This is a genomic window from Guyparkeria hydrothermalis, from assembly GCF_023555385.1.
In the GTDB taxonomy this organism is placed as follows: domain Bacteria; phylum Pseudomonadota; class Gammaproteobacteria; order Halothiobacillales; family Halothiobacillaceae; genus Guyparkeria; species Guyparkeria hydrothermalis_A.
This window is the reverse complement of record NZ_JAJSED010000001.1, coordinates 1,023,145-1,042,690: the sequence shown is the minus strand read 5'-3', so window position 1 is coordinate 1,042,690 and position 19,546 is coordinate 1,023,145. Positions and strand designations below refer to the sequence as shown.

General features: G+C 58.2%; 10 protein-coding genes. 8 read left to right on the top strand and 2 right to left on the bottom strand.

The annotated features are described in order from the left end of the window. Window positions 1–56: 56 nt before the first annotated feature. Window positions 57–2,144: an AAA family ATPase gene (locus tag LV476_RS04780; RefSeq protein ID WP_250073957.1), complete on the bottom strand. Its 2,088-nt coding sequence runs from the start codon at window positions 2,142–2,144 to the stop codon at window positions 57–59. Window positions 2,145–2,698: 554 nt separating this feature from the next. On the opposite strand from LV476_RS04780, the gene LV476_RS04775 reads away from it, so the two are divergent. From LV476_RS04775 to LV476_RS04740, 8 genes are all read left to right on the top strand, one after another. Continuing rightward, window positions 2,699–3,985, top strand: a complete 1,287-nt coding sequence (locus LV476_RS04775; RefSeq protein ID WP_250073955.1) for a DUF6361 family protein — start codon at window positions 2,699–2,701, stop codon at window positions 3,983–3,985. Next, window positions 3,966–5,810 (top strand): phospholipase D family protein, encoded by a 1,845-nt coding sequence (locus LV476_RS04770; RefSeq protein ID WP_250073953.1) that lies wholly within the window; start codon window positions 3,966–3,968, stop codon window positions 5,808–5,810. Before LV476_RS04775 ends, LV476_RS04770 begins: the two co-directional genes overlap by 20 nt. Beyond that, entirely contained in the window at window positions 5,803–9,096 is a 3,294-nt protein-coding gene (locus LV476_RS04765; protein ID WP_250073951.1) for a DEAD/DEAH box helicase, read from the top strand. Before LV476_RS04770 ends, LV476_RS04765 begins: the two co-directional genes overlap by 8 nt. Before the next feature lie 173 nt (window positions 9,097–9,269). Further along, the gene (gene rmuC / locus LV476_RS04760; protein WP_250073949.1) at window positions 9,270–10,904 is read left to right on the top strand and encodes a DNA recombination protein RmuC; all 1,635 of its coding nucleotides are present in this window, start codon (window positions 9,270–9,272) and stop codon (window positions 10,902–10,904) included. A 63-nt stretch (window positions 10,905–10,967) separates the two neighbouring features. Continuing rightward, a complete protein-coding gene (zorA, locus tag LV476_RS04755; RefSeq protein ID WP_250073947.1) occupies window positions 10,968–12,938 on the top strand; it encodes an anti-phage ZorAB system protein ZorA in 1,971 nt (656 codons plus the stop codon). A gap of 71 nt (window positions 12,939–13,009) precedes the next feature. Next, window positions 13,010–13,789 (top strand): hypothetical protein, encoded by a 780-nt coding sequence (locus LV476_RS04750; RefSeq protein ID WP_250073946.1) that lies wholly within the window; start codon window positions 13,010–13,012, stop codon window positions 13,787–13,789. An 11-nt stretch (window positions 13,790–13,800) separates the two neighbouring features. Continuing rightward, entirely contained in the window at window positions 13,801–15,630 is a 1,830-nt protein-coding gene (locus LV476_RS04745; protein ID WP_250073944.1) for an EH signature domain-containing protein, read from the top strand. 18 nt (window positions 15,631–15,648) lie between these two features. After that, a complete protein-coding gene (locus LV476_RS04740; protein WP_250073942.1) occupies window positions 15,649–18,684 on the top strand; it encodes a DEAD/DEAH box helicase in 3,036 nt (1,011 codons plus the stop codon). 131 nt (window positions 18,685–18,815) lie between these two features. On the opposite strand, the gene LV476_RS04735 is transcribed toward LV476_RS04740, so the two are convergent. Beyond that, window positions 18,816–19,529, bottom strand: coding sequence for a hypothetical protein (locus LV476_RS04735; protein ID WP_250073940.1), 714 nt, complete (start codon window positions 19,527–19,529; stop codon window positions 18,816–18,818). Window positions 19,530–19,546: the final 17 nt, after the last annotated feature.

Genomic DNA, 19,546 nt, shown 5'->3' with positions numbered 1-19,546 from the left:
CTTTTCCGGGCTTAGATGTGGTGGAGCGAATGCACGTTCTTCAGGGCCTCTGCGAGTCAGAAACCGATCCGCCGCTCCCTTCCATCCGGTTTGTGCCGCGACTCGTCTCGTAGCGCTGATACGAGCTCCTCGGCCGTGGCGAAGGGCTCGAATCGATGGCGCCGCGAAACCGCAGCGAAATCGCCCGGCGTGAGATTGTGCAAGTCGTGAAGCTCCCCGCGTGCCTTCTGGATGCCGCGGGTCGCACCGAGATTTCGAGCCGTCTCGCGGAGCAGCCTCTCGCGCTGGGCGTGATCGAGATAGTCGAACTCGAGCTTCAGGTCGAAGCGACGCATCGTGGCAGGGTCCAGGCCATTCATGCGGTTGGTCGTGGCAATGAACACGCCTTGAAAACGCTCCATCTGGGTGAGCATCTCGTTGACCATCGTTGCCTGCCATTGCTGTGTGGCGCCGGCCCGGTCAGCGAGGAAGCTGTCGATCTCGTCGATAAGGAGGATGGCTCCCGCTTCCTCGGCTTCCCGGAACGCTTCTGCCATGTTCTGTTCGGTCATCCCCACGTAGGGACCGAGTAGGTCAGATGCCCGCTTCAGGATTAGCCGCCGGTCAAGCTTCTCGGCCAGCCAGTGGCCGAATGCACTTTTGCCGGTGCCCGGCGGGCCGTAGAGGCACAGGCGTGCATCATTCGTCGTGGCGATGCCGTTGGCTACTTGGGAAAGGTCGCTGGTCGTGTTCACGAGTTCGGGCCGGTAACGGCCAGCCAGGCCGAGCGCGGGCTCCATATTCAGCCCTTTGGCACCCTGTGCCTTGAGCGTGTTGTCCAGCATGATCTGGATCAGCCGGTTTTCGTCGCCGAGCAGTGTGTCGGTCGTGGTGCCTGCGGGCTGCATCTCGGGGCTGTGTGAGGCAGGCATGGAGATGCGGTGGGCGACAGAGGCGGCCCGCTGCAGGACTGCCGGGCTCAGGCTGTCCGTGGCCGCTACCCGATCGAGGAGTGCGTCGTCGACTCGGTCCCCGAGCATTTGTTGAGCCATCCGTCGTCGTTGGTCGTGGGTGGGCTGGCGTACCTCGAGCAACAGGTCGAATCGTCGGACGAAGGCCGGATCCAGGCTGCTGATGGAGTTCGAAAGCCACAGCGTGGGGACGGGGTTCGTCTCGAGCGCCCGGTTGACCCAGCCTTTCATGCGCTGCGCAAGTGAGCTGCTGAACAGCTGATGCGAAGCGAAGATGTCCTCGGCTTCATCGAAGATGAGAAGGGCAGGGCGGCTGCCTAGCACCGCTTGCCCGGCGCGCCATGCCCGGAGCCGGTGGCGCCCGTCCTCGGGGTCGCCATCCTTCGATTCGATCGCCACCTCGAAGGCTTCAAGCCCGACTTCGGAGGCAACGAGCCGACTCAGTTCGGTCTTTCCGGTGCCGGGAGCACCGTAGAGCAGCACATTGACGCCTTGGCGTTGTCGGCGCTTGGCATCAGCGACCACTGCCTTGACCAGCGTGTGCACCTCGTCGATGTGAGAAAAATCGTCTGAGGCAAGGCGGCCTGAAGGGGCGGTGGTGAGTTTGCCCCGAAACAGGTCCACGGGTTCGATGTTCTGTTCGAACATCTTTTCGCTGAAGCTTCGAATGCCCAGCTCGAGCTTGCCGATCAGGTTGTACTGGCCATCGCGGTCCACCTCGATGAGGCCCGTCGTGTGAAGCAGGCCGGCGGGGGACAAGGCTCGACGGACCTCGTTAATCGGCATCTGGAGCAAGCCGCTCAGCGTGGTGTAAAGACTCGCGCTCGAGTGATCCCGGCCTTGGGATGCCAGAGCGGTGAGTGTTGAGCCGCCGTGCAGAATGACCGTGAAGGCAAGGATGAGCTGTTCGGTCTCGTCGAGACCGATCAACTCGGCCAGTTTGGCAAGGTTGATGGCAAGCTCGTCCGGCAGCTCGAGGTTGTTCCGATGCGCGCGCACTTCGCGATAGCGGGCGCTTACGCTGCGACGCATCTGGTCGGGATCCATTTCAAACTCTTCGGCAGGGGGTAAGCCCAGGGCCGAAGCCACGGAGGCGTCTGACCAACCGCCGAACTCCTCGACGAAGCCCTTCAGATCACCGTGTGCGACGAGAAGGTCTAGGCACCAGTGAAGCTCGGGATCGGATAGCTCCAAGGGGGTGAGTGCTTCACTTGCCGAGTTGCGAAAGTTGGGGATTCGGTGACGACTGAGCTTAAAAGGCATGTTCGCTTTCTCCGTTCGTCGGTTGGGAAAGCACTATGCCGGATAGCCGCGACAGGTTTTGTCGCATCAGGTGGGCCTGTGTGAGAAGAGAGGGTGGAAATTTTTGCCTGAGTTTATTGCGCCGCCACGGCTGGGTGCCGGAAGGCGGTGCTGTGTTCCCTGCGACGTTAACTGTCGCATGATGCCCATACGGTTCTGTGGACAGTCACGCTTGGTGACTTATGGATAGTCGAGACAAGCGAACATATGCGGGCTCTCGAATTTTGTTAGCCTGCCGATGATTTGACGTCGATCGAAAGACGGTCCGCCAAGGAGGGATGGGTAGAAGTGAACTGGTTAGTGCCACCAATGGAAGTATGCGGGCGAATACCCCTATCACGTCGGTGCCGCCCAAGGACACTGCAAGCCGCTGTCTTTGAAAGGGAGCAATCCCACGCTCGTGCTGGTTCCCAAGGGACGTCTGATTTTTTGTCAGGTTCAGGGGGGTGCTGACAGTGGCCTCTTCGTTTTCCTGGCTGGATTATTCCGAAACCGAGCGGCGGCAGATGTTGAATGCCGTGCAGGCGTTGAACGAGCCCGGTACCCGAGACGAGCTGGGTATCGGCACGGTTCGGGATGCCATATCCAATCTGCTGTTCCCGGGCACCTCGACCATCCAGACGCGAGCGCGGTACTTCCTTCTGGTGCCGTGGTGCCATCTACGTGTCGAAGCAAAATTGCGCCAGAAGCGGACGAGGGATCCAGCCACGATTCGGGATTGGATTCGGTCCGAGGAAGTCAGCCTTATTCACCCCTTGAGTCACTCTTCCGACACTGACGGTGTGATCGGTGCGAGTTCCGGCAAAAGCGTTCAGCGTCTCCCAGGAAGTGTCTATTGGCAGGGGCTCAAGCGATGGGGGATTCGTCTCTTCGAGGGCTCCCAGGATGCATATGCGCGGCATCTGGCCGAGAACGGTCCGCCGATTTCCGCTCATTCTCAAGATGAAGAGGCGTGTTCGGCTGCTATGGCGAACTGGCATGGAGGTCTACCAGATCTCCCTAAGGACTATCCAAAAAACCTTTCTATGGCTCTCACCCAAACCGAGGCGAGATACCTGAAAGACCGCGTTCGTGAGACGGTGCCGGGTACTTTATTGGCATATCTCATCGACAGGCCAGACGTTCCCTTTGGAGATATGGCGTTCCCGTGGGACTTGCTCTCCGATGACCACGTGTCCCCCGGTCGGCTCAAAGACGAGCTCATGCATGCCAGCAACTTTTCCCTCCTGACCCACGGTGCGCGGCTTCTCTATGACTGCATGTTGGCTAAGCGAGCCGCGTCGGAATTGCCTGGGGGCTGGCATGAACAGATCGAGCAGTCAGAAAAACACTTCCACGATTGGGCAGGGGTGGTCATCGAGCGTCGCGACAGCTTGGCTGAGTGGGATCGCAGGCGGGATGAATTTTGGGATTACGTGGCCAAGGACAATCCACGGCTTGCGGAGACGAATCGAACCAGACAGTTCATTGATCAATGGTTTGACCTGGTTCTTCAGTCAACGCAGCCACGCGATCTGCTCTTAAACGCTGTCGCTCAAGACTTGATTCGAAAGCGCGAAGAAGCCTTGAAGAAGAATCTCGCTCGGTTGGTGAATCGCCGAGCGCTCGAATTGTGGTCGGGAAACCTCGGGGCAGACCAGCTCACCTTCCGCTGGGAGACCGTGAAAACCCTGCTGCGAGACATTCACGAGGGAATTGCAGAGGAGCAAGGACATGCTCGAGCCGCAGGATAGGCAGCTTCTGCTCGAGAGTCTCAAGCCACCGGTCGGCCATCAACTGGATCGCGCGATCGGTACGACCTATTCACTGGATCTGCATGCGCTACTCACGGCGCCGCTGGCATTCACGTTTTTTGATTGGCAGGAAGACGAAGAAACACGCCGGCCAGACCCGCTCGCCCTCCTCAGATCGGTGCGTGAATATGCCAATCGGATGGCGATCTTCTGTCAGGCAGGGGAAATCCATGTGCCGCCCAGGAGCGAGTCAATGTTCGCTTACCTGGAAGGATCGGTGTTCCCCGTCCACTCGCCTCAGGGAGGCGTCTTTCACCCGAAAATCTGGTTGCTTCGCTACAAAGGGGAGGGTGACGAAGTCCTCTACCGCTTCCTGTGCCTGAGTCGCAACCTGACCTTCGATCGTTCTTGGGATACGGCACTCGTTCTGGATGGCCGAGTTGGAGATTCCGAACGTGACCCCTCGATCAATCAGCCGTTGATTGATTTCCTCGGAGCGCTTCCCGCAATGACTACCGCGACGGTATCGCCTGAGTGGATCAGAGAGGTTCAGACGATGCAGGACGATCTCCGAGAGATCGTCTTCGATCCGCCTCCCGGCGTCGAGCGCATGCGGTTCTGGCCCATCGGCACACGCTCTGCGCCCATCCCCGATTTTGTGGATTCGAGGTCTCCGTTGCTCGTGACATCTCCGTTTCTCGCGGAAGAGTTCCTTGCGCGGCTCCGGCCGGAAGAACGGCAGATCACCTTGGCGACCCGTCTCGATTCGGCGGAAGCGGTGGAGCAGGACCTCCTCGAAACGTTTAACGACACCTTGATTCTGGCCGAGGAGGCGAACCCCGAACAGGTGGAGGTCGAGAAGGCCGAGGCGGATGGGGCCGATATGTTGTCGGGGCTTCATGCCAAGTTCTACCTCGTTGACGAGGGTGCGAAGGCAAGGCTATGGACCGGGTCCGCCAATGCCACCACGGCGGCGTTCTGCAACAATGTCGAGTTCCTGGTGGAGCTCGTTGGTGATCGCAAGCGGATGGGCATTCCCGTTTTCCTGAGTCAGGAAGCCGGATCCAACGGCTTCCGTGACCTCTTTCGCAAGTATGTTCCATCGACAACCGAGAAGGCGGACCAAAGCGATCAACAAAAACTTGAAGAGCGCGTGGGGAATTACCGCAGAGAGCTAGCCGGGACCGAGCTTTGCCTGAGTGTTACCCCGGGGCGGCAGGAAGGTCGCTACCAGTTTCGGCTTGAGGGGGCTCTCCCCGAGGCGGACGTCGGGTGGCACATCAAGGTTCGACCGGTGACGCTCTCTCAGCAGTCGCTCCAGCAGGTTGATCCGGGGGGTGACCCTGTCGCCGATTTTGGCGAGATCTCGATCGAGGCGATTTCGGCATTTCTCGTCGTAGATATCACCGCGGAAGAAAGCGGTCTAAGCGCCCGGTCGCAGTTCGTTCTCCGCCTGCCTATCGAGGGGGAACCTGACCACCGTTTCGAGGAGTTGCTGAGCTCGATCGTCGAGAATAGGGCGGCTTTCTTTCGGCTGCTCTTGATGATGCTTGCCGATATCCCGGAAGCATCTCGAGATCTTCACGAGATGCACGGCATGCTCAGTTCTAGTGCCCAGGGGCGCGGCAGTGGAGGCGGACAAATTCCTATGCTGGAAACGCTCCTCAAAGCGCTGGACCGTGACCCGGAGCGGCTGGATCAGGTAGCAAAGGTGGTTGAGGAGTTGCGTCGTACCGACAAGGGGGCAGACCTCATTCCAACGGCGTTCCAGGAGGTGTGGGAGCCCATCTGGCAAACGAGGGAGACGCTTAGGCGGCATGGATAGCCAGTTTGAAACCTCAGAAGTTCGGGCGGTCCTGAACCGACTAAAGCCGTTTCAGCGAGACACGGTCGAGTACGTCTTTCGTCGGCTCTATACGGATCCTGACCACGTCCATCGGTTTCTTGTCGCCGACGAGGTCGGGCTGGGCAAGACCATGGTGGCGCGTGGTGTTGTCGCCAAGGCCGTGGAGCACCTCTGGGATGAGGTCGGCCGCATTGACGTCGTGTACATCTGCTCCAATGCCGACATCGCACGGCAGAACCTCAACCGGCTCAACATCACGAAACAACGGGATTTCGAGCACGCCTCGCGGATCACCTTGTTGCCCATCACCCGTCAGGATCCCGCGCAGAAGATCAACTTCATCTCGTTCACGCCCAGTACTTCGCTGAATCTGCGTTCCGCTATGGGCATTCGCCAGGAGCGGGAGCTGCTTTTCTGGCTGCTCAAGGATGACTGGAGCCTACCGAAGATCTCATTACTTCGAGTACTGCAGGGCACTGTGAACGACTGGGACCAATGGCGCGAGGGCGTGACCGGGCTCGGCTGGCAGGAACGTGCTGCCGGTATCGATCCCGCGATCCGGGACCGTTTCCTCGGAACCCTTACGGCTTACGAAGACGTCGTGCATTTGCGCAGCAGGTTGCTCGCGCTTTGCATGGACCCGGCTTTCCACGACGACGAGGGCAATACGACTCCGCATGGAGATCTGCCAGGTAGCGTCCGGAAAGAGCGCGAGGTGGTCATCGGGGAACTGCGGGAGCAGCTTGCCAGGGCGTGTGTGAGTGCCCTTGAACCGGACCTGATCATTCTGGACGAGTTTCAGCGGTTCAAGGATCTCCTGGGCGACGCCACCGACTCCTCGAGCCTGGCGGGCAAACTCTTCGACTATGCCAATGGCGATAACCGGGTAAGAACGCTCCTGCTGTCGGCCACGCCATACAAGATGTACACCTTGCACGACGAGCGGGGCGAGGAGGATCACTATCAGGACTTTCTCGCCACGCTCGAATTTCTCGAGAACGGAGAGGGCAAGGGTGAGTCGTTTTCGCGGCTGATCGAGAACTACCGCGATGCCATGTATCGGCTCGCCGATGGGGATGATCAGGCACTTTTCGCAGCCAAGGAGGCCTTGGAGGCGGCCTTGCGTCGCTACATGGTCCGTACCGAGCGCCTCGCAATCGGCGAAGGGGCGGACGACATGCTCAAGGACGTCGAGGGGCGACAGCTCCGTCTGTCGACACCCGATGTCCAGCGCTACGTCTCCCTGCAAAAGCTTTCCAGGATTCTCGGCGGTGGCGATGTTACCGAGTATTGGAAGTCGGGTGCCTATCTCCTGAACTTCATGGAAGCGTACAAGTTCAAGGAAGAATTCGAGCGGTCCCTAGAGGACAGTCGAAAGCCATCGGTCGTTGCCACGTTGAAGGCGAGTCGCAACCTCCTTCTGTCTCCAAGCGATATCGAGGCCTATCGGCGCCTCGAACCCGTCAATGCCCGGATCGAGAGCCTTCTCGAGGATGTCAGGGAATCGGGAGTCTGGCGCCTGCTGTGGATGCCACCCTCGGCACCGTATTACGAGCTCGGTGGCGTGTTTGCACAGGCGGCCGATCACAGTCCGACCAAGCGGCTGATTTTCTCGAGCTGGACGGTTGTTCCACGGGTGATCTCTGCGCTGGTGAGTTACGAGGTCGAGCGATTGATCTTCCAGGAGTTCAAGGATCGGCCGAGCAACACGTCCGAAGCCAGGAAGCGGTACGGACGCCTTTTTGATTTTGAGCGCCGCGACGGGCGCCTGACCGGCATGCCGGCGCTGGCGCTTCTCTACCCGTCGTTCTCTCTCGCCCGTCTTGGTGATCCACTCGATGTTCCGCACGAGAAAGCCGGATACCGCATGCCCAAAGAGGAGTTTCGCGCGCTGGTCCGTGGGCGGGTCGAGCAGGCCTTGGAGCCGATCCTCGAGGAAACGAGTGGGGAATCCGGCCAAGAGGACAAGCGATGGTACTGGGCCACACCTGTGCTGCTTGATCAGGAGGATAATGGTGAGGCGGCGACGGCCTGGCTGAGTCGAGGTGGCTCAGAGGATGGCAAGGCCCTGGCTCAGGTCTGGGTGGGTGGCGACGACGATGTCGAATCGTTGCCTTCATCATTCCCGGACCATGCTGAGCAACTCAAAAATCTCCTGGATAACGATGGAGAGCGAGAGCTGTTGGGTCGTCCTCCAGCCGATTTGATCGATGTGATCACGGATATGGCACTCGCCGCGCCGGGGGTTACCTGCCTGAGATCCCTATCCAGAGTCGTCGGCAATGGTGACGGGCTCGCCTCTACCGAGACGCGAGATGCGGCTGCGAAGCTTTCCTGGGGCTTTCGCAAGCTGCTCAACCAACCTGAAGCCATGGCGCTGATTCGCATGTTCGGTGGTCAGCAACCTTACTGGCGGCAGGTGTTGCGGTACTCATTCGATGGCGGACTTCAGGCCGTTCTCGACGAGTTTCTGCACCTACTGGTGGAATCTCGTGGCCTGCGTGATGCCAGCACGGAAACGGCCGGCGACGAAGTCGCTGATGTGGCGCGCAGCGGTCTCGAGTTGATCACTAGTGGTTCCCGCTGGAAGGCGGTTGAGCAGACGGGGTCCGATATCACGATCGATGGAGACAGCCGGTCGCTGCGAACCCACTTTGCACTTCGGTTTGGCAACGAGAAGCGTGAGGATGGCCGGGATCTGCGAGAACAGCACGTCAGGGATGCCTTCAACTCACCGTTCTGGCCTTTCCTGTTGGTCACCACGTCCGTGGGGCAGGAGGGCCTCGATTTCCATCCGTATTGCCATGCGGTGATGCACTGGAACCTGCCGGCCAACCCGGTGGATATGGAGCAGCGTGAGGGGCGGGTGCATCGCTACAAGAATCATGCGGTGCGGAAGAACATCGCGGCTAAATATGGGGATTTGCTGCGCGATGGAGCGGGTGATCCCTGGTGGAGAATGTTTCGTGCGGCCGAAGTGGATGACGCGGGTAGTGGTCGTGGGTTGGTACCTTTTTGGACCTACCCCCTTGCCGATGGCGCCCATATTGAACGGCATGTGCCGCGGCTGCCGCTGAGTCGCGACTATCAGCGCCTTCAGATGCTTAAGCGATCGCTGGCGGTTTACCGGATGGTTTTCGGCCAGGCAAGGCAAGAGGATCTCGTTGAATACCTTTGGGAAACGTTGTCCCACGACGAGATCGATTCGCTCTCACAACGGCTGCGGATCAGCCTCCTGCCTCCTCGTTGCGCCGAAAGTGGGTAACCGGTTTTCGCAAAAATGTAGATAATTCGTCGCGCTTCTCGACAGCCATCGACGCTTGCCATTAAAGCGCTGAGTGGACGCGGCGAGAGTGAGTGTCACGTCGAAGCGGAAAGTGCTGTGGACATAGGTGGCGAGCATCTCACTCGAGAACCAATAACGAACAAGGAGTGGATATGGACATCGCGTTCCAGATTGGGGCTTTTTCGGTCTTTTCCTTAGCGGTTGGCTATCTTGCGGCACGCCTTCAAGTGAGTCGCCGGCTGGCTAGGCATGAGGCGCGAATCGAGCGGCAGGAGCAGGAGGTTTCCCAGCTTGCTGCCGACCTCGAGGCGCGGTCGACTGAGTACAAAGAGGCTCAGCTTCAGCTGCAGGAGCTTGAGAAGAAGGCAGCGGTTTCGGATGAGCAACTGTCGACGGCTCGTGAGCGATTGGAGAGACAGACGGCCGAAAATCGAACCCTTGTCGAGCGTCTCGAAAAGGAGCAGGAGGTTCGTTCCGAACGTGAGCGGACGCTGTCCGCGGCCGAGTCCAACCTCCAGGCCGGGAAGGAGCAGGCCCAGCGAGATGAAAAGCGGTTTGAGGAGCTCAAAGAAGAACTGGTTGCCGAGGTTCGCAAAAGAGAAACGATCGAGCAGGCACGCCACGAGATCGCCGAAGAGCTGGCCCAGCTAAAGACTAGCCATGCCGAGCGAGACAAGCATTACCGCGAACAGCTTCGTCAGTTGGAGGAGAACAAGGTTGCCCTGAAGTCCGAGTTTCAGAACCTGGCAAACGAGATCCTCGAGGCCAAAGGCAAGGCCTTTGCCAACAAGAGCCAGGAATCTCTCAACGACCTCCTCAAACCGTTCCGCGAACAGATAGACGGTTTCCGCAAACGCGTCGACGAGGTGCATCATCACGAAACGCAGCAGCAGGCTGCAATGCGCCAGGAGCTGAAGCAGCTCCAGACGATGCATCAGCAAATGACGGCAGAGGCCCACAATCTCGCCACGGCGCTTCGTGGCGAAAAGAAGAAGCAGGGCAACTGGGGTGAGCTAATCCTCGAGAACGCCCTCGATCGGTCGGGGCTGAGAAAGGGCATCGACTATGAGCGGGAGGTGAGCGTGAATACCGAGAACGGTCGGTCACGCCCCGATGCTGTGGTCTATCTGCCGGACAATAGGCATCTCATTATCGATGCCAAAGTCTCTCTGAATGCCTACACGGACTACGTCAATGCCGAGGAGGAAGGGGTTCGCGCCGCTCGGCTTAAAGAGCACGTTCAGTCGATCTCCGATCGCATCAAGGAACTTGCGGATCGCCAGTACCAGGACCTGCCCGGGTTCAATTCACCGGACATGGTCTTCATGTTCATCCCGATCGAATCGGCTTTCGTCGAGGCACTGCGAGGTGATGAGACGCTTTTCCAGAAGGCGCTGGAGAAGAACGTTCTGGTCGCGACCCCGACCACCTTGCTGACCAGCCTGAACATCGTCCGGCAGCTGTGGCGATTCGAAAATCAGAACAAGCACACCGCTGAGCTCGCGGACAAGGCCGGCAAGGTTTACAACAAGCTGCGCCTTTTCCTCGAAAGCTTTGAAGACATCGCCAAGCACCTGGACAAGGCCAAGGACGCTTACAGCCAGTCGAGGGATCGGTTGCTCGATGGCCGCGGCAACCTCATCAAGCAGGCGAGCGAGTTCAAGCAGCTCGGCGTTTCGGTTAAAGACGAGCTGCCCGCTCACCTAGTTCAGAAGGCGGAACTCGAGCTTTCGCATCGAGAAGTTACCGAGTCTGCCGAGCCGTCTGAAGCGAACTCAGCGACGTGATAGCGCCCGCACGCTACCGAACTTCCACCCCTACCTCATAAGACCGATGGAGCGGCAATACCAATGCTGGACCTGTTGCAACACCTGATACCGAATTTTGCTGACTTGTTCGCTGCCATAGCCAACATGGGGCAGACCTCAGACGAGGGGCAAAGCACAGTAGCGTTGACGGAACATGCCGGAGCTCTGAGCGCTCTTTTCTGGATCGTGATGTACGGAATGTTCTCGCTGGGGCTTTTCTTCCTCGTGCGCCACATTCAGCATTTTCGGGATCGATTGAATGCATTGAAAAGCCTACTGGCCGGGCAGAGCAAAGAAACCCTTGCCGCCTCGCGTCGTGAAACCTTGAAAAAGGCACTCGACCTTGACGTGCTGAACATTGGGAAGTTGTGGCGTGAATTCGATGAGAGTCTGGTCAGCTCTGTTGACAACCATCACGTCTTCAACACGCTAGATGCAGAGCATTTCTTTAACGCCAACAGTCTGGCGCCGGGGCTGACCGGAAGTCGGTTGTTGGCAGCCATGCCGAGCTTTCTTGTCGCGGTCGGCGTTCTCGGTACTTTTGTGGGTTTGACCATTGGTTTGGCAAATCTTGGAGCCAACGGTGACTTTCAAAACGTCGACGAGATTCGCGGCGGCATCACGGCGCTGATAGCTGGGGCTGCCGTAGCCTTCATGACCTCCGTTTGGGGTGTGTTATTCAGTTTTGTTTTTAACTTCATCGAGAAATTGATGGAGAGGTTTGCCTTAGCGCAAATCCGTGATGTCCAGTACCAGATTGATTTTCTCTACCCTCGGCTACCGGCCGAGTACTCACTCGTGCAGATTTCCGACAACACACGAGAGAGCAAGGAGTCTCTCCAAGAGCTTCATGAGCGGATTGGTGATCGGATGCAGGAGACGCTCAATGGGCTGACCGACAGCATGCAGCATGCCCTGAGCGACACCCTAAACAACATCATGGGGCCGGCGATCGAAACGCTGGTGAACACGACCAGCAAACAGTCGACGCATGCGATGGAGGCCCTTGTAAAAGAATTCATGGGTGGCGTGTCGAGCGCCGGCCGTGAACAAGGGGAAATCATGGAGCGGGCGGCTGCTCAAGTGAATGGTGCCGTATCAGGCATGAGCGAACAGGTGGCTTCCATCATGGAGTCAATGGAGACACAGCGGGCCCAACAAGCAGAACTGTCGAGCCAGCAAGCAGGCGAGTTCAGTCACCAGATCCAACAATTGTCCTCGGTCGCTGAGGAACGTCAGCAAAAGCTGAATGAGGGAATGGAATCGCTATTGAGCAACCTGGGTGATCGCTTGGATGCTCACCAGGCCGCCACCGAGCAACGTGAAGAAGCGCAGCGGGCCCGATTCAATGAGCACATCAATGCATTGGCAGAGGAGCAGCGGGCCCTGCTGACCGAGATATCCAAAGCTACAGTGCAGGCCCAGGAGCAGAGCCGTGAAATGGCCGAAAGGCATCGCAGCCTTCTTGAGCGTTTCGAGTCTGTGGGAGAGGCGGTTACGACGAGCAGCCGTCACCTGGATAACAGCGCCAACCACCTCGGTGTATTGGCCACCAACCTGACTCAATCCGCCGAGGTGCTTGGCGAACAGATGGGAGGAACGCTCGAGCGAATCGAGGCACTCGGTGGGCAGAACTCTGAGGTTGCCAAAATGCTTTCACAGCAGGTTTCCCATCTAGAGACGCTTCAGGCAAGCCTCGCTGATACAACAAGCCGAATGAACGAAGCCGCGAAGCTGGCGCAAACGGGCTTCAGTGAGCTCGGCGATCACCAGGAGCAGTTCCTCGAGTCGGTACAAAAGCAGTTTGAGGCGCTGGGGAACTCTCTCCGTCAGCAGGTTGAGGCAATCGAGAAGCAGGCCGAGAACTGGTTGCACGAATATCGTGATGAGGTGCATCAGCAGGTGGATGAGCGAATGCAGGAATGGAACAAGCATTCGCAGCAATATGCCGACAAGATGCTGCAGAACGTTCAGGCCATGAGTGGCATTCTTGATGAGCTGGAGGCTCGCTGATGCGCTCCCGAAAGCCTAGGTTTCAATCCGTAGACGAAGAGAACCCGTACTGGGTAAGTTTCTCGGACATCATGGCGGGGCTGCTGGTTGTCTTCATCCTGGCTTCGGTAGTTTTGATCCTTCAGGTGATTGAGGAGCAAGCGGTTCTCGAGAAGAAGCAGACCGAAGTTGAAGAGACTCGGGAAGAGCTCACGGAGGCAAAGGCTCGATACGAGAGCACCAAGGAACAACTCCAGGAGGCTCTCGCTCAGCTGAGAAAGGCCGAGGAGGTGCGTCGTACGGTCGTCGAGGAGCTTGTTCAAAAGCTTGCCGAGCGAGGAATTAATGTCCGAATCAGCGAGAACGCGTCCGTCGTAAGCATACCGAACGAGCTCCTGGGGTTCGGCTCCGGTCGGGATGAGATTCTTCCTCGATACCAGGAAACTGCCCGGGATATCGGTCGGGTGCTGCACGAGGTGGTAAGCCACGGTGACCGGTTTCGCTATCTGGATACGGTTTTCATCGAAGGGCACACAGACCCCCGCCCGTTTGACGGGGCGCAGTGCGCCGGGAAGGGTAACTGGTGCCTCTCGACCTTCCGTGCCATCTCGCTTTGGCGTTTCTGGGAGGACGCTCTGCCCAGCGATAGCCAGCTCGATGAACTGAGGAACCCAGACGGCAAGCCATTGTTTTCTGTTAGTGGCTATGCCGATTCGCGGCCACCAGGATCGCTGAATGTCATTTCGCATCAAGATGATCTTACCGACGAGCAATTGGCCCAATTCCGCCGGATCAATATCCGCTTCACCGTGAGCCGGCCTGAGAGCGAGGAGGTCGAAACGTTTGCCGAGGAAAGGGGGGAGTCGCAGTGAGACTACCTTCCTTGCAGCGCGTTGAGCTCCAGTGGCGCGGTCCTGATTTGGAGGCTTGGCAGGACCTGCGTAGCCGCGCCGATCGCCAGGCCGCCAAAGTGGGTGGCGGCGATGCTTTCGAGCGGATGGCCCACTTCATCAGAGATGTGGCCGACAAAGGGGATACTGAGCGACTTGTTTCCGTTCTTTCGCAGAAATTGGCTGCCAGAGCTCTGACTTGGCTCTGGTTGACGGACAAGTCGGTGCGAAAGCAGTTGCTAAAGACCCAGTGGGTCGACGCGCTAATCGCTGCACAGCAGCCGAGGATGACACGCGTTACCCTTCTTCAGCTGGCGCAGTTGTACTTCCAACTATTCGATCAGTTGGATGACTTGGATCGCAGCTCGGATCGAAATCTGCGAGAAGTCCTCGAGAGCCAGTTGCTCGATCAGATTGAACGTCTCCCAGCCACCCGAACGCTCGTTCCTGTTGCCGACCCACTGCTCTCCCTCAAAGGAGAGAGTGATGCCCTGATTAATCTGGATGGCCCCAAGAAGCTCGCGACTCGCCTGCGGCATGAGGGCCGAGAGCTAGGGCAGTTTCTGGCAGAAAAAGGTCTGGATGGCTTTGGCGATGGGCGCTATGGCGACGTATGCCGCACTCACTTCTACCTCGAGCATTTGGCCGAGATTCCTCATGGTGAATGGGATCCGGTGTTGGATGAGCTCCTCAAGCCGGAGGTAAGCCACGCCCCCTACGAGGGCGATCAACGTATCGGTCATGCGGCGCTTGGGATTTTGATCGACCGGTGCGAATCGGATGCCCCGGAGGCTTGGCAGAAGTTCATCCTCGACCTAGCAGGTGATCCCCGAATCGCGAGTACCGCCAGGAACTATCGTGAGTGGTGGAAACCGCTGGGTGAGCAGCGCATCGAGAAGGTGCGCGGTTGGCTGGCGAAAGAAGATCTAGCGCTGTTCCTCAGGGCCTTGGAGCAATACGGGGCTGAGGCTCAGGATCCAGACTTCGAACGGATGTTCCCGGAACGGAAGCGGTTCCTTGAGGGACTCTTCGCGATGGGTATCGTGCGGCATGCGCGCCTGATGTTGGGACGCCGGACCAAGCAGACGGTCAGCAAAATCCTCGGGGATGAGATCAAGACCAACTTTGCTCGACTGGGCGACTCGGCGATGGCTGACAAGGCGGTGATCTATCTGGACTGTGGTGACTTCTATCTGATCGAGGGTTCTCACAACTTCAAGCTCTGGGCCTATTTGCGCCACCCCGGCGATATGGTCGTCTCTTACGACCAGAATGAGTTCTCACACTACGATCTTACTGTTCGCATACCTGGCCTTTATAAGCGCCACCATCCCAACCACCCCTATAAGGGGATTGTCCATAACGGCAACTGGCACAAGAACCTGCTCGAATTCCTCGCAGACAATGGGATTCAGCTCGACATCGAGAAAGTGCTTGGCGAGGAGGACTACCGTGCCTATCTCCGCAAACACGGCATGCCTACATCGCGAGGGGGTAGCGCAACCGTGTCAGGTGAGGACAGTAGAAATGACATGCCGCGCGGAGGCTACGTGAGCCCATCCGCGCTGGGGAAGATACGGCAGCCGAAAAGATCGGAACGTGTGAACAAGTTTGCCGGTTTGTCAGGTCAGCAGATATCGATCCTGATGTTCTTCCAGTACAACCCGGGCGCAAGGGCGAAAGAATGCGCAGGCGAACTTGGTTTGAATCAGAAGTTCGTGAACCAGAATCTTTATGGTGACTTGCAGCGATACGTTAGCCAATCGGAAGCTTTCGGTTGGGTCGTGAAGCCAGAATATGGCTCATCTTTGAGAAGTTCTTAATCTGATAAGGAAAGCTCTGTGGGCTTGTTTAACGTCTTGCGTTCGCTGGTCGGTGCTGCTGCCGAGGATCAGGCAACACTGCAGGTGGGGTTCGAGAGCAGCCCGGACTCGACCGGCCTCAATTTCTATTTGCCCCACGGCGACTTCGACCGATTGAAGGCGAGCGCTTCCGGAACCGGTCTGCAGAAAATGCAGATCATCCTTTTGCGGATGCTCGAAGAGCAGGGGATGGCCGAACCTATCGCAAACGGCTTTCACGTTCCCTCGGAGACAGTGGTTCGCCTCGATGAGGAACAGGCGAACGTTTTGCAGTTGCCGCCCATGTTTCCTGGGCGGTTTGAGTCGCATATCTCGAGCCATGCGCGGAACAGCGCCTTCCGTGTGAACCTTTTTGCGGCGTTTCCGGAAGGGAGGGCTCCGTTCGAACGCGTTGGTCCCTTGTTGCGTTTTGGTCCTAGCGAGGCATATCGCCTGAACCCGGGGGAGTTGCTGGGTGTTCAGTCATGGGAGGCCCACCGTGATCTTGAGCCAGGAGAGAGAGGTGAGGCGGCCAACCTTCGGCTGATGGCGGAACTGCAGGTGGCGCAGCGCTCGGGTATGAATATCGATCTCAGCCATTTCGACAAGATCGACGTAGTGGTGCCCGAGCATATTGGTGTCGTGGCCACACAGCATTCCGATGGCAGTGTGACACTAAGCCCGAGTCTGGGTGATGGCTCGACGCCGGATGAGCTTGAGCGTCGTTGGGGCCAGGTGGACATGAACGCCGAAGGGGGCGTCATCCGGGTGGGGAATAGGGTTGTCCTGTTAGAACCGGAAAAGATGGCCGGCGTTAAGGAGGTGCTGGGATCACGGCATATCCCGGCGGACCGAGTCGCAGATTTCATCCGCTCTCCCAGTGCGTTTCTCGATGCAGCGCTGGTAAACCTTGATCTCGGCTTCTCCGCGCGCGTTGAGGGCGTTGGGCGCCTCACGCACATGGACTTTTCCGACCCGGATGCCAAGCCCATGGACTGGTTCGCCACCAGCGTCAGAGCTGAGTCCCCGGGGGCCCTGAAGACCGTCATCAAGTCGGACGAGGATCTTCAGCGCGTGGAGGAGGTTTTTGCCGCCGCGCGAGAGCAGGGTGCGGATACCCTCGAATATGGCGGTAAGCAGATCGACATCAGCGATGCCGAGGCGGTTAGCGCGGTGCTTGACGGCATCAAGCGCGACGGTATTCCATCACAATCGTCCGCGGAGTCAGGACCCAAGGAGGAAAAAGAGCCTGAGGAGACGGTTGGCGTCATTCTGAAGGATGCCGACGAACTTCATACCGAGCTGATTCAGAAGGCGGAAAACGCTCGGGTCACTGCCGAGCCCGACTGGTCCCGCTACGCCCGGTCGCCGTTTCCCCACCAACGCGAAGGCGTCCTCTGGATGCTCGGTTTGATTCGCCAGGCTTTGGCGGAGAAGGCGGACGACCTCTACCGCTTGCAGGGTGGTCTGCTGGCCGACGACATGGGCTTGGGCAAGACCTATATGGGGCTTGTTGCCATGGGCGAATATCTCGCCTCGAGCCTGTCCGATCGATCAGCGAAGAAGCCGATGCTGGTTGTGGCGCCGCTGACCTTGCTGGAGAACTGGGAAGAGGAAGTCCACAAGACCTTCGGCGACATCCCGTTTCGAGACATTGTGGTCCTTCAATCCGGGCGGGATTTGAAGGATTACCGTGTCAGCGGTGCGGCACGAGAGTCCGCGCAGCTTTCATCGCTCCTTGATGAACAGGACCGCGTCGATGAGTCCGACATTCGCTATGCCCTTAATATCGGACCGGATGCCGGGGCGCGGCGATTGGACATGGATCGTCGCCTCGTTCTCACCACCTATCAAACACTGCGCGACTATCAGTTCTCTCTGTGCAAGATCGACTGGGGAATGGTCGTTTTCGACGAAGCGCAGAACATCAAGAATCCCAACACCCTGCAGACACGGGCAGCCAAAGGCCTGAAGGCGGACTTCAAGCTGCTGGCGACCGGGACGCCGGTGGAAAACAGCCTGGGAGACTTCTGGTGCCTGATGGATACGGCGCAGCCCGGTTTACTAGGTAGCTGGGATCACTTCAGGGATGCCTGGATCAAACCGATATTGGCAGCAGACGAGAAAGACCGTGACCAGGTCCGGCAGGAAATCGGCACCGAGCTCCGTCAGACCGTCGGGCCGTTCATGCTGCGTCGGGTGAAGGAAGATCAGTTGCCGGACCTGCCGGTCAAGAAAGTCCATTTCGGCATTGTCGAGTCCACCGATTCGCCGGCCGGAGCATCGAGGAACATGGCAGCTTATATGCGAGGGTCCCAGCTTCAGGCCTACGATGCCGTACTCAATGACTATCGGGCCCAGAGCGAGTCGGAGGACATGAGAGGCCGGGCGTTGTCGGCTCTGCAACGCCTAAGGGAGGCCTCCTTGCACCCGCGCCTCCATTCGGAGGGGGAGCTTTACGCTTCGACCTCTGAAGAGGCCCGTTCCTTCATGCGCGAGTCGGCCAAACTGGGGGTCCTGCTGGACCTCCTGGACGACATCCGCCAGAAGGATGAGAAGGCGATTCTCTTCATGGCCACGAAGAAGTTGCAGCGGGTGCTCAAGCTCTGGTTGGACCAGATTTACGGTCTGGATGTCGGCATCATCAACGGCGACACGCCAAGTGCTCCCCGCAAGTCAGATATCCGTACTCGGAAGCAGTTGATCCGGGACTTCGAGGCCCAGCCGGGCTTCAACCTGTTGATCATGTCACCGATTGCCGCGGGTGTCGGCCTGACAGTGGTGGAAGCCAATCACGCTGTGCACATCGAGCGTCACTGGAACCCGGCCAAGGAAGCGCAGGCCTCCGACCGTATTTACCGTATCGGGCAGAAGCGGGATGTGCACATCTACATGCCGGCGGCCCTGCACCCCGAATTCGACTCGTTCGACCTGCACCTGCATCGCTTGTTGAGTCGCAAATTGATGCTCAAGGATGCCGTGGTTACGACTGAAGAGGTGTCGGAAAGCGAACTGGTTCGTTCGATGGGGCTGTGAGTTCACTCGCGTCGGGCAAACATAGTGGGCGAAACCGGCCTACCCAGGTTGCGAGAGCCAGGTGGCTGATGCGGAGTCATATGGGTACCTGTGATGGTGGGGCAGGGAGAGGGCCCGCTAGGAAGTGCGGGTCAAATATCCAGGTTCAACTGCGCGCAGATGTCTTTCCACCGCTTGCGAATCATGTTTTGCTCCTCGCTCGCGATTGTCGCGTTGCGCAACACGTTTAGCGGGTTCCAAATGCCGTTTTCTTCTTCATAAAAAATGCGTTCATAAACGCTTCCGGTATGGGATTGCCGCCACGGCTCATATGTCTCGGAAAGCACCGTAAATGCGTGGTTCAGTGAGTCGATCCTTTGGTCGATAACTCCTTCTGGAAGGATGAGTGAACTCACGCTCACCCCTTGAGGCTCCATCCCTTCAAACTCCAGCCAGATGCCGCCTTCTTCAGTCCGACTTCGTTGGCGGTTCGGCGTTTTTGCCCCAACTGTAATCTCTATAAAGCGTGTGTGGGGCTGAACTCCGAAGCGAGTGAATCTCTTGTCAATTGAGATCAGACCGCTCGGGATGGTCTTTAGGTGTTTTGATAGCTCTTTTCCTATTCGAGGGTCGGTTTTGATGTTTAGGGCCACCATGAGTCGTGTTCCCTGATCCATTATCTTATGTGATGACTTTTTCTTCAGGCGAGCGAGAAAATCGTCATCATTGAGGTGTCTTTTGTCGACGACGATCTCGCCGGTGGCGCCATCCGAGACGGGCACTTTCCCACCGTAAAAGAACTCCCACCGGCCATCGACCAGCTTGACCGGCACACGAACCTTGTCTTCAGGGAGTTTGCTCATCATTAATCATCCTTGTGGTA

Bases quoted from the DNA above. Each gene is read 5' to 3' on its own strand.
- LV476_RS04770 (WP_250073953.1), top strand. From the start codon at position 3,966: ATGCTCGAGCCGCAGGATAGGCAGCTTCTGCTCGAGAGTCTCAAGCCA.
- LV476_RS04765 (WP_250073951.1), top strand. From the start codon at position 5,803: ATGGATAGCCAGTTTGAAACCTCAGAAGTTCGGGCGGTCCTGAACCGA.
- rmuC (WP_250073949.1), top strand. From the start codon at position 9,270: ATGGACATCGCGTTCCAGATTGGGGCTTTTTCGGTCTTTTCCTTAGCG.
- zorA (WP_250073947.1), top strand. From the start codon at position 10,968: ATGCTGGACCTGTTGCAACACCTGATACCGAATTTTGCTGACTTGTTC.
- LV476_RS04750 (WP_250073946.1), top strand. From the start codon at position 13,010: ATGGCGGGGCTGCTGGTTGTCTTCATCCTGGCTTCGGTAGTTTTGATC.
- LV476_RS04735 (WP_250073940.1), bottom strand. From the start codon at position 19,529: ATGATGAGCAAACTCCCTGAAGACAAGGTTCGTGTGCCGGTCAAGCTG.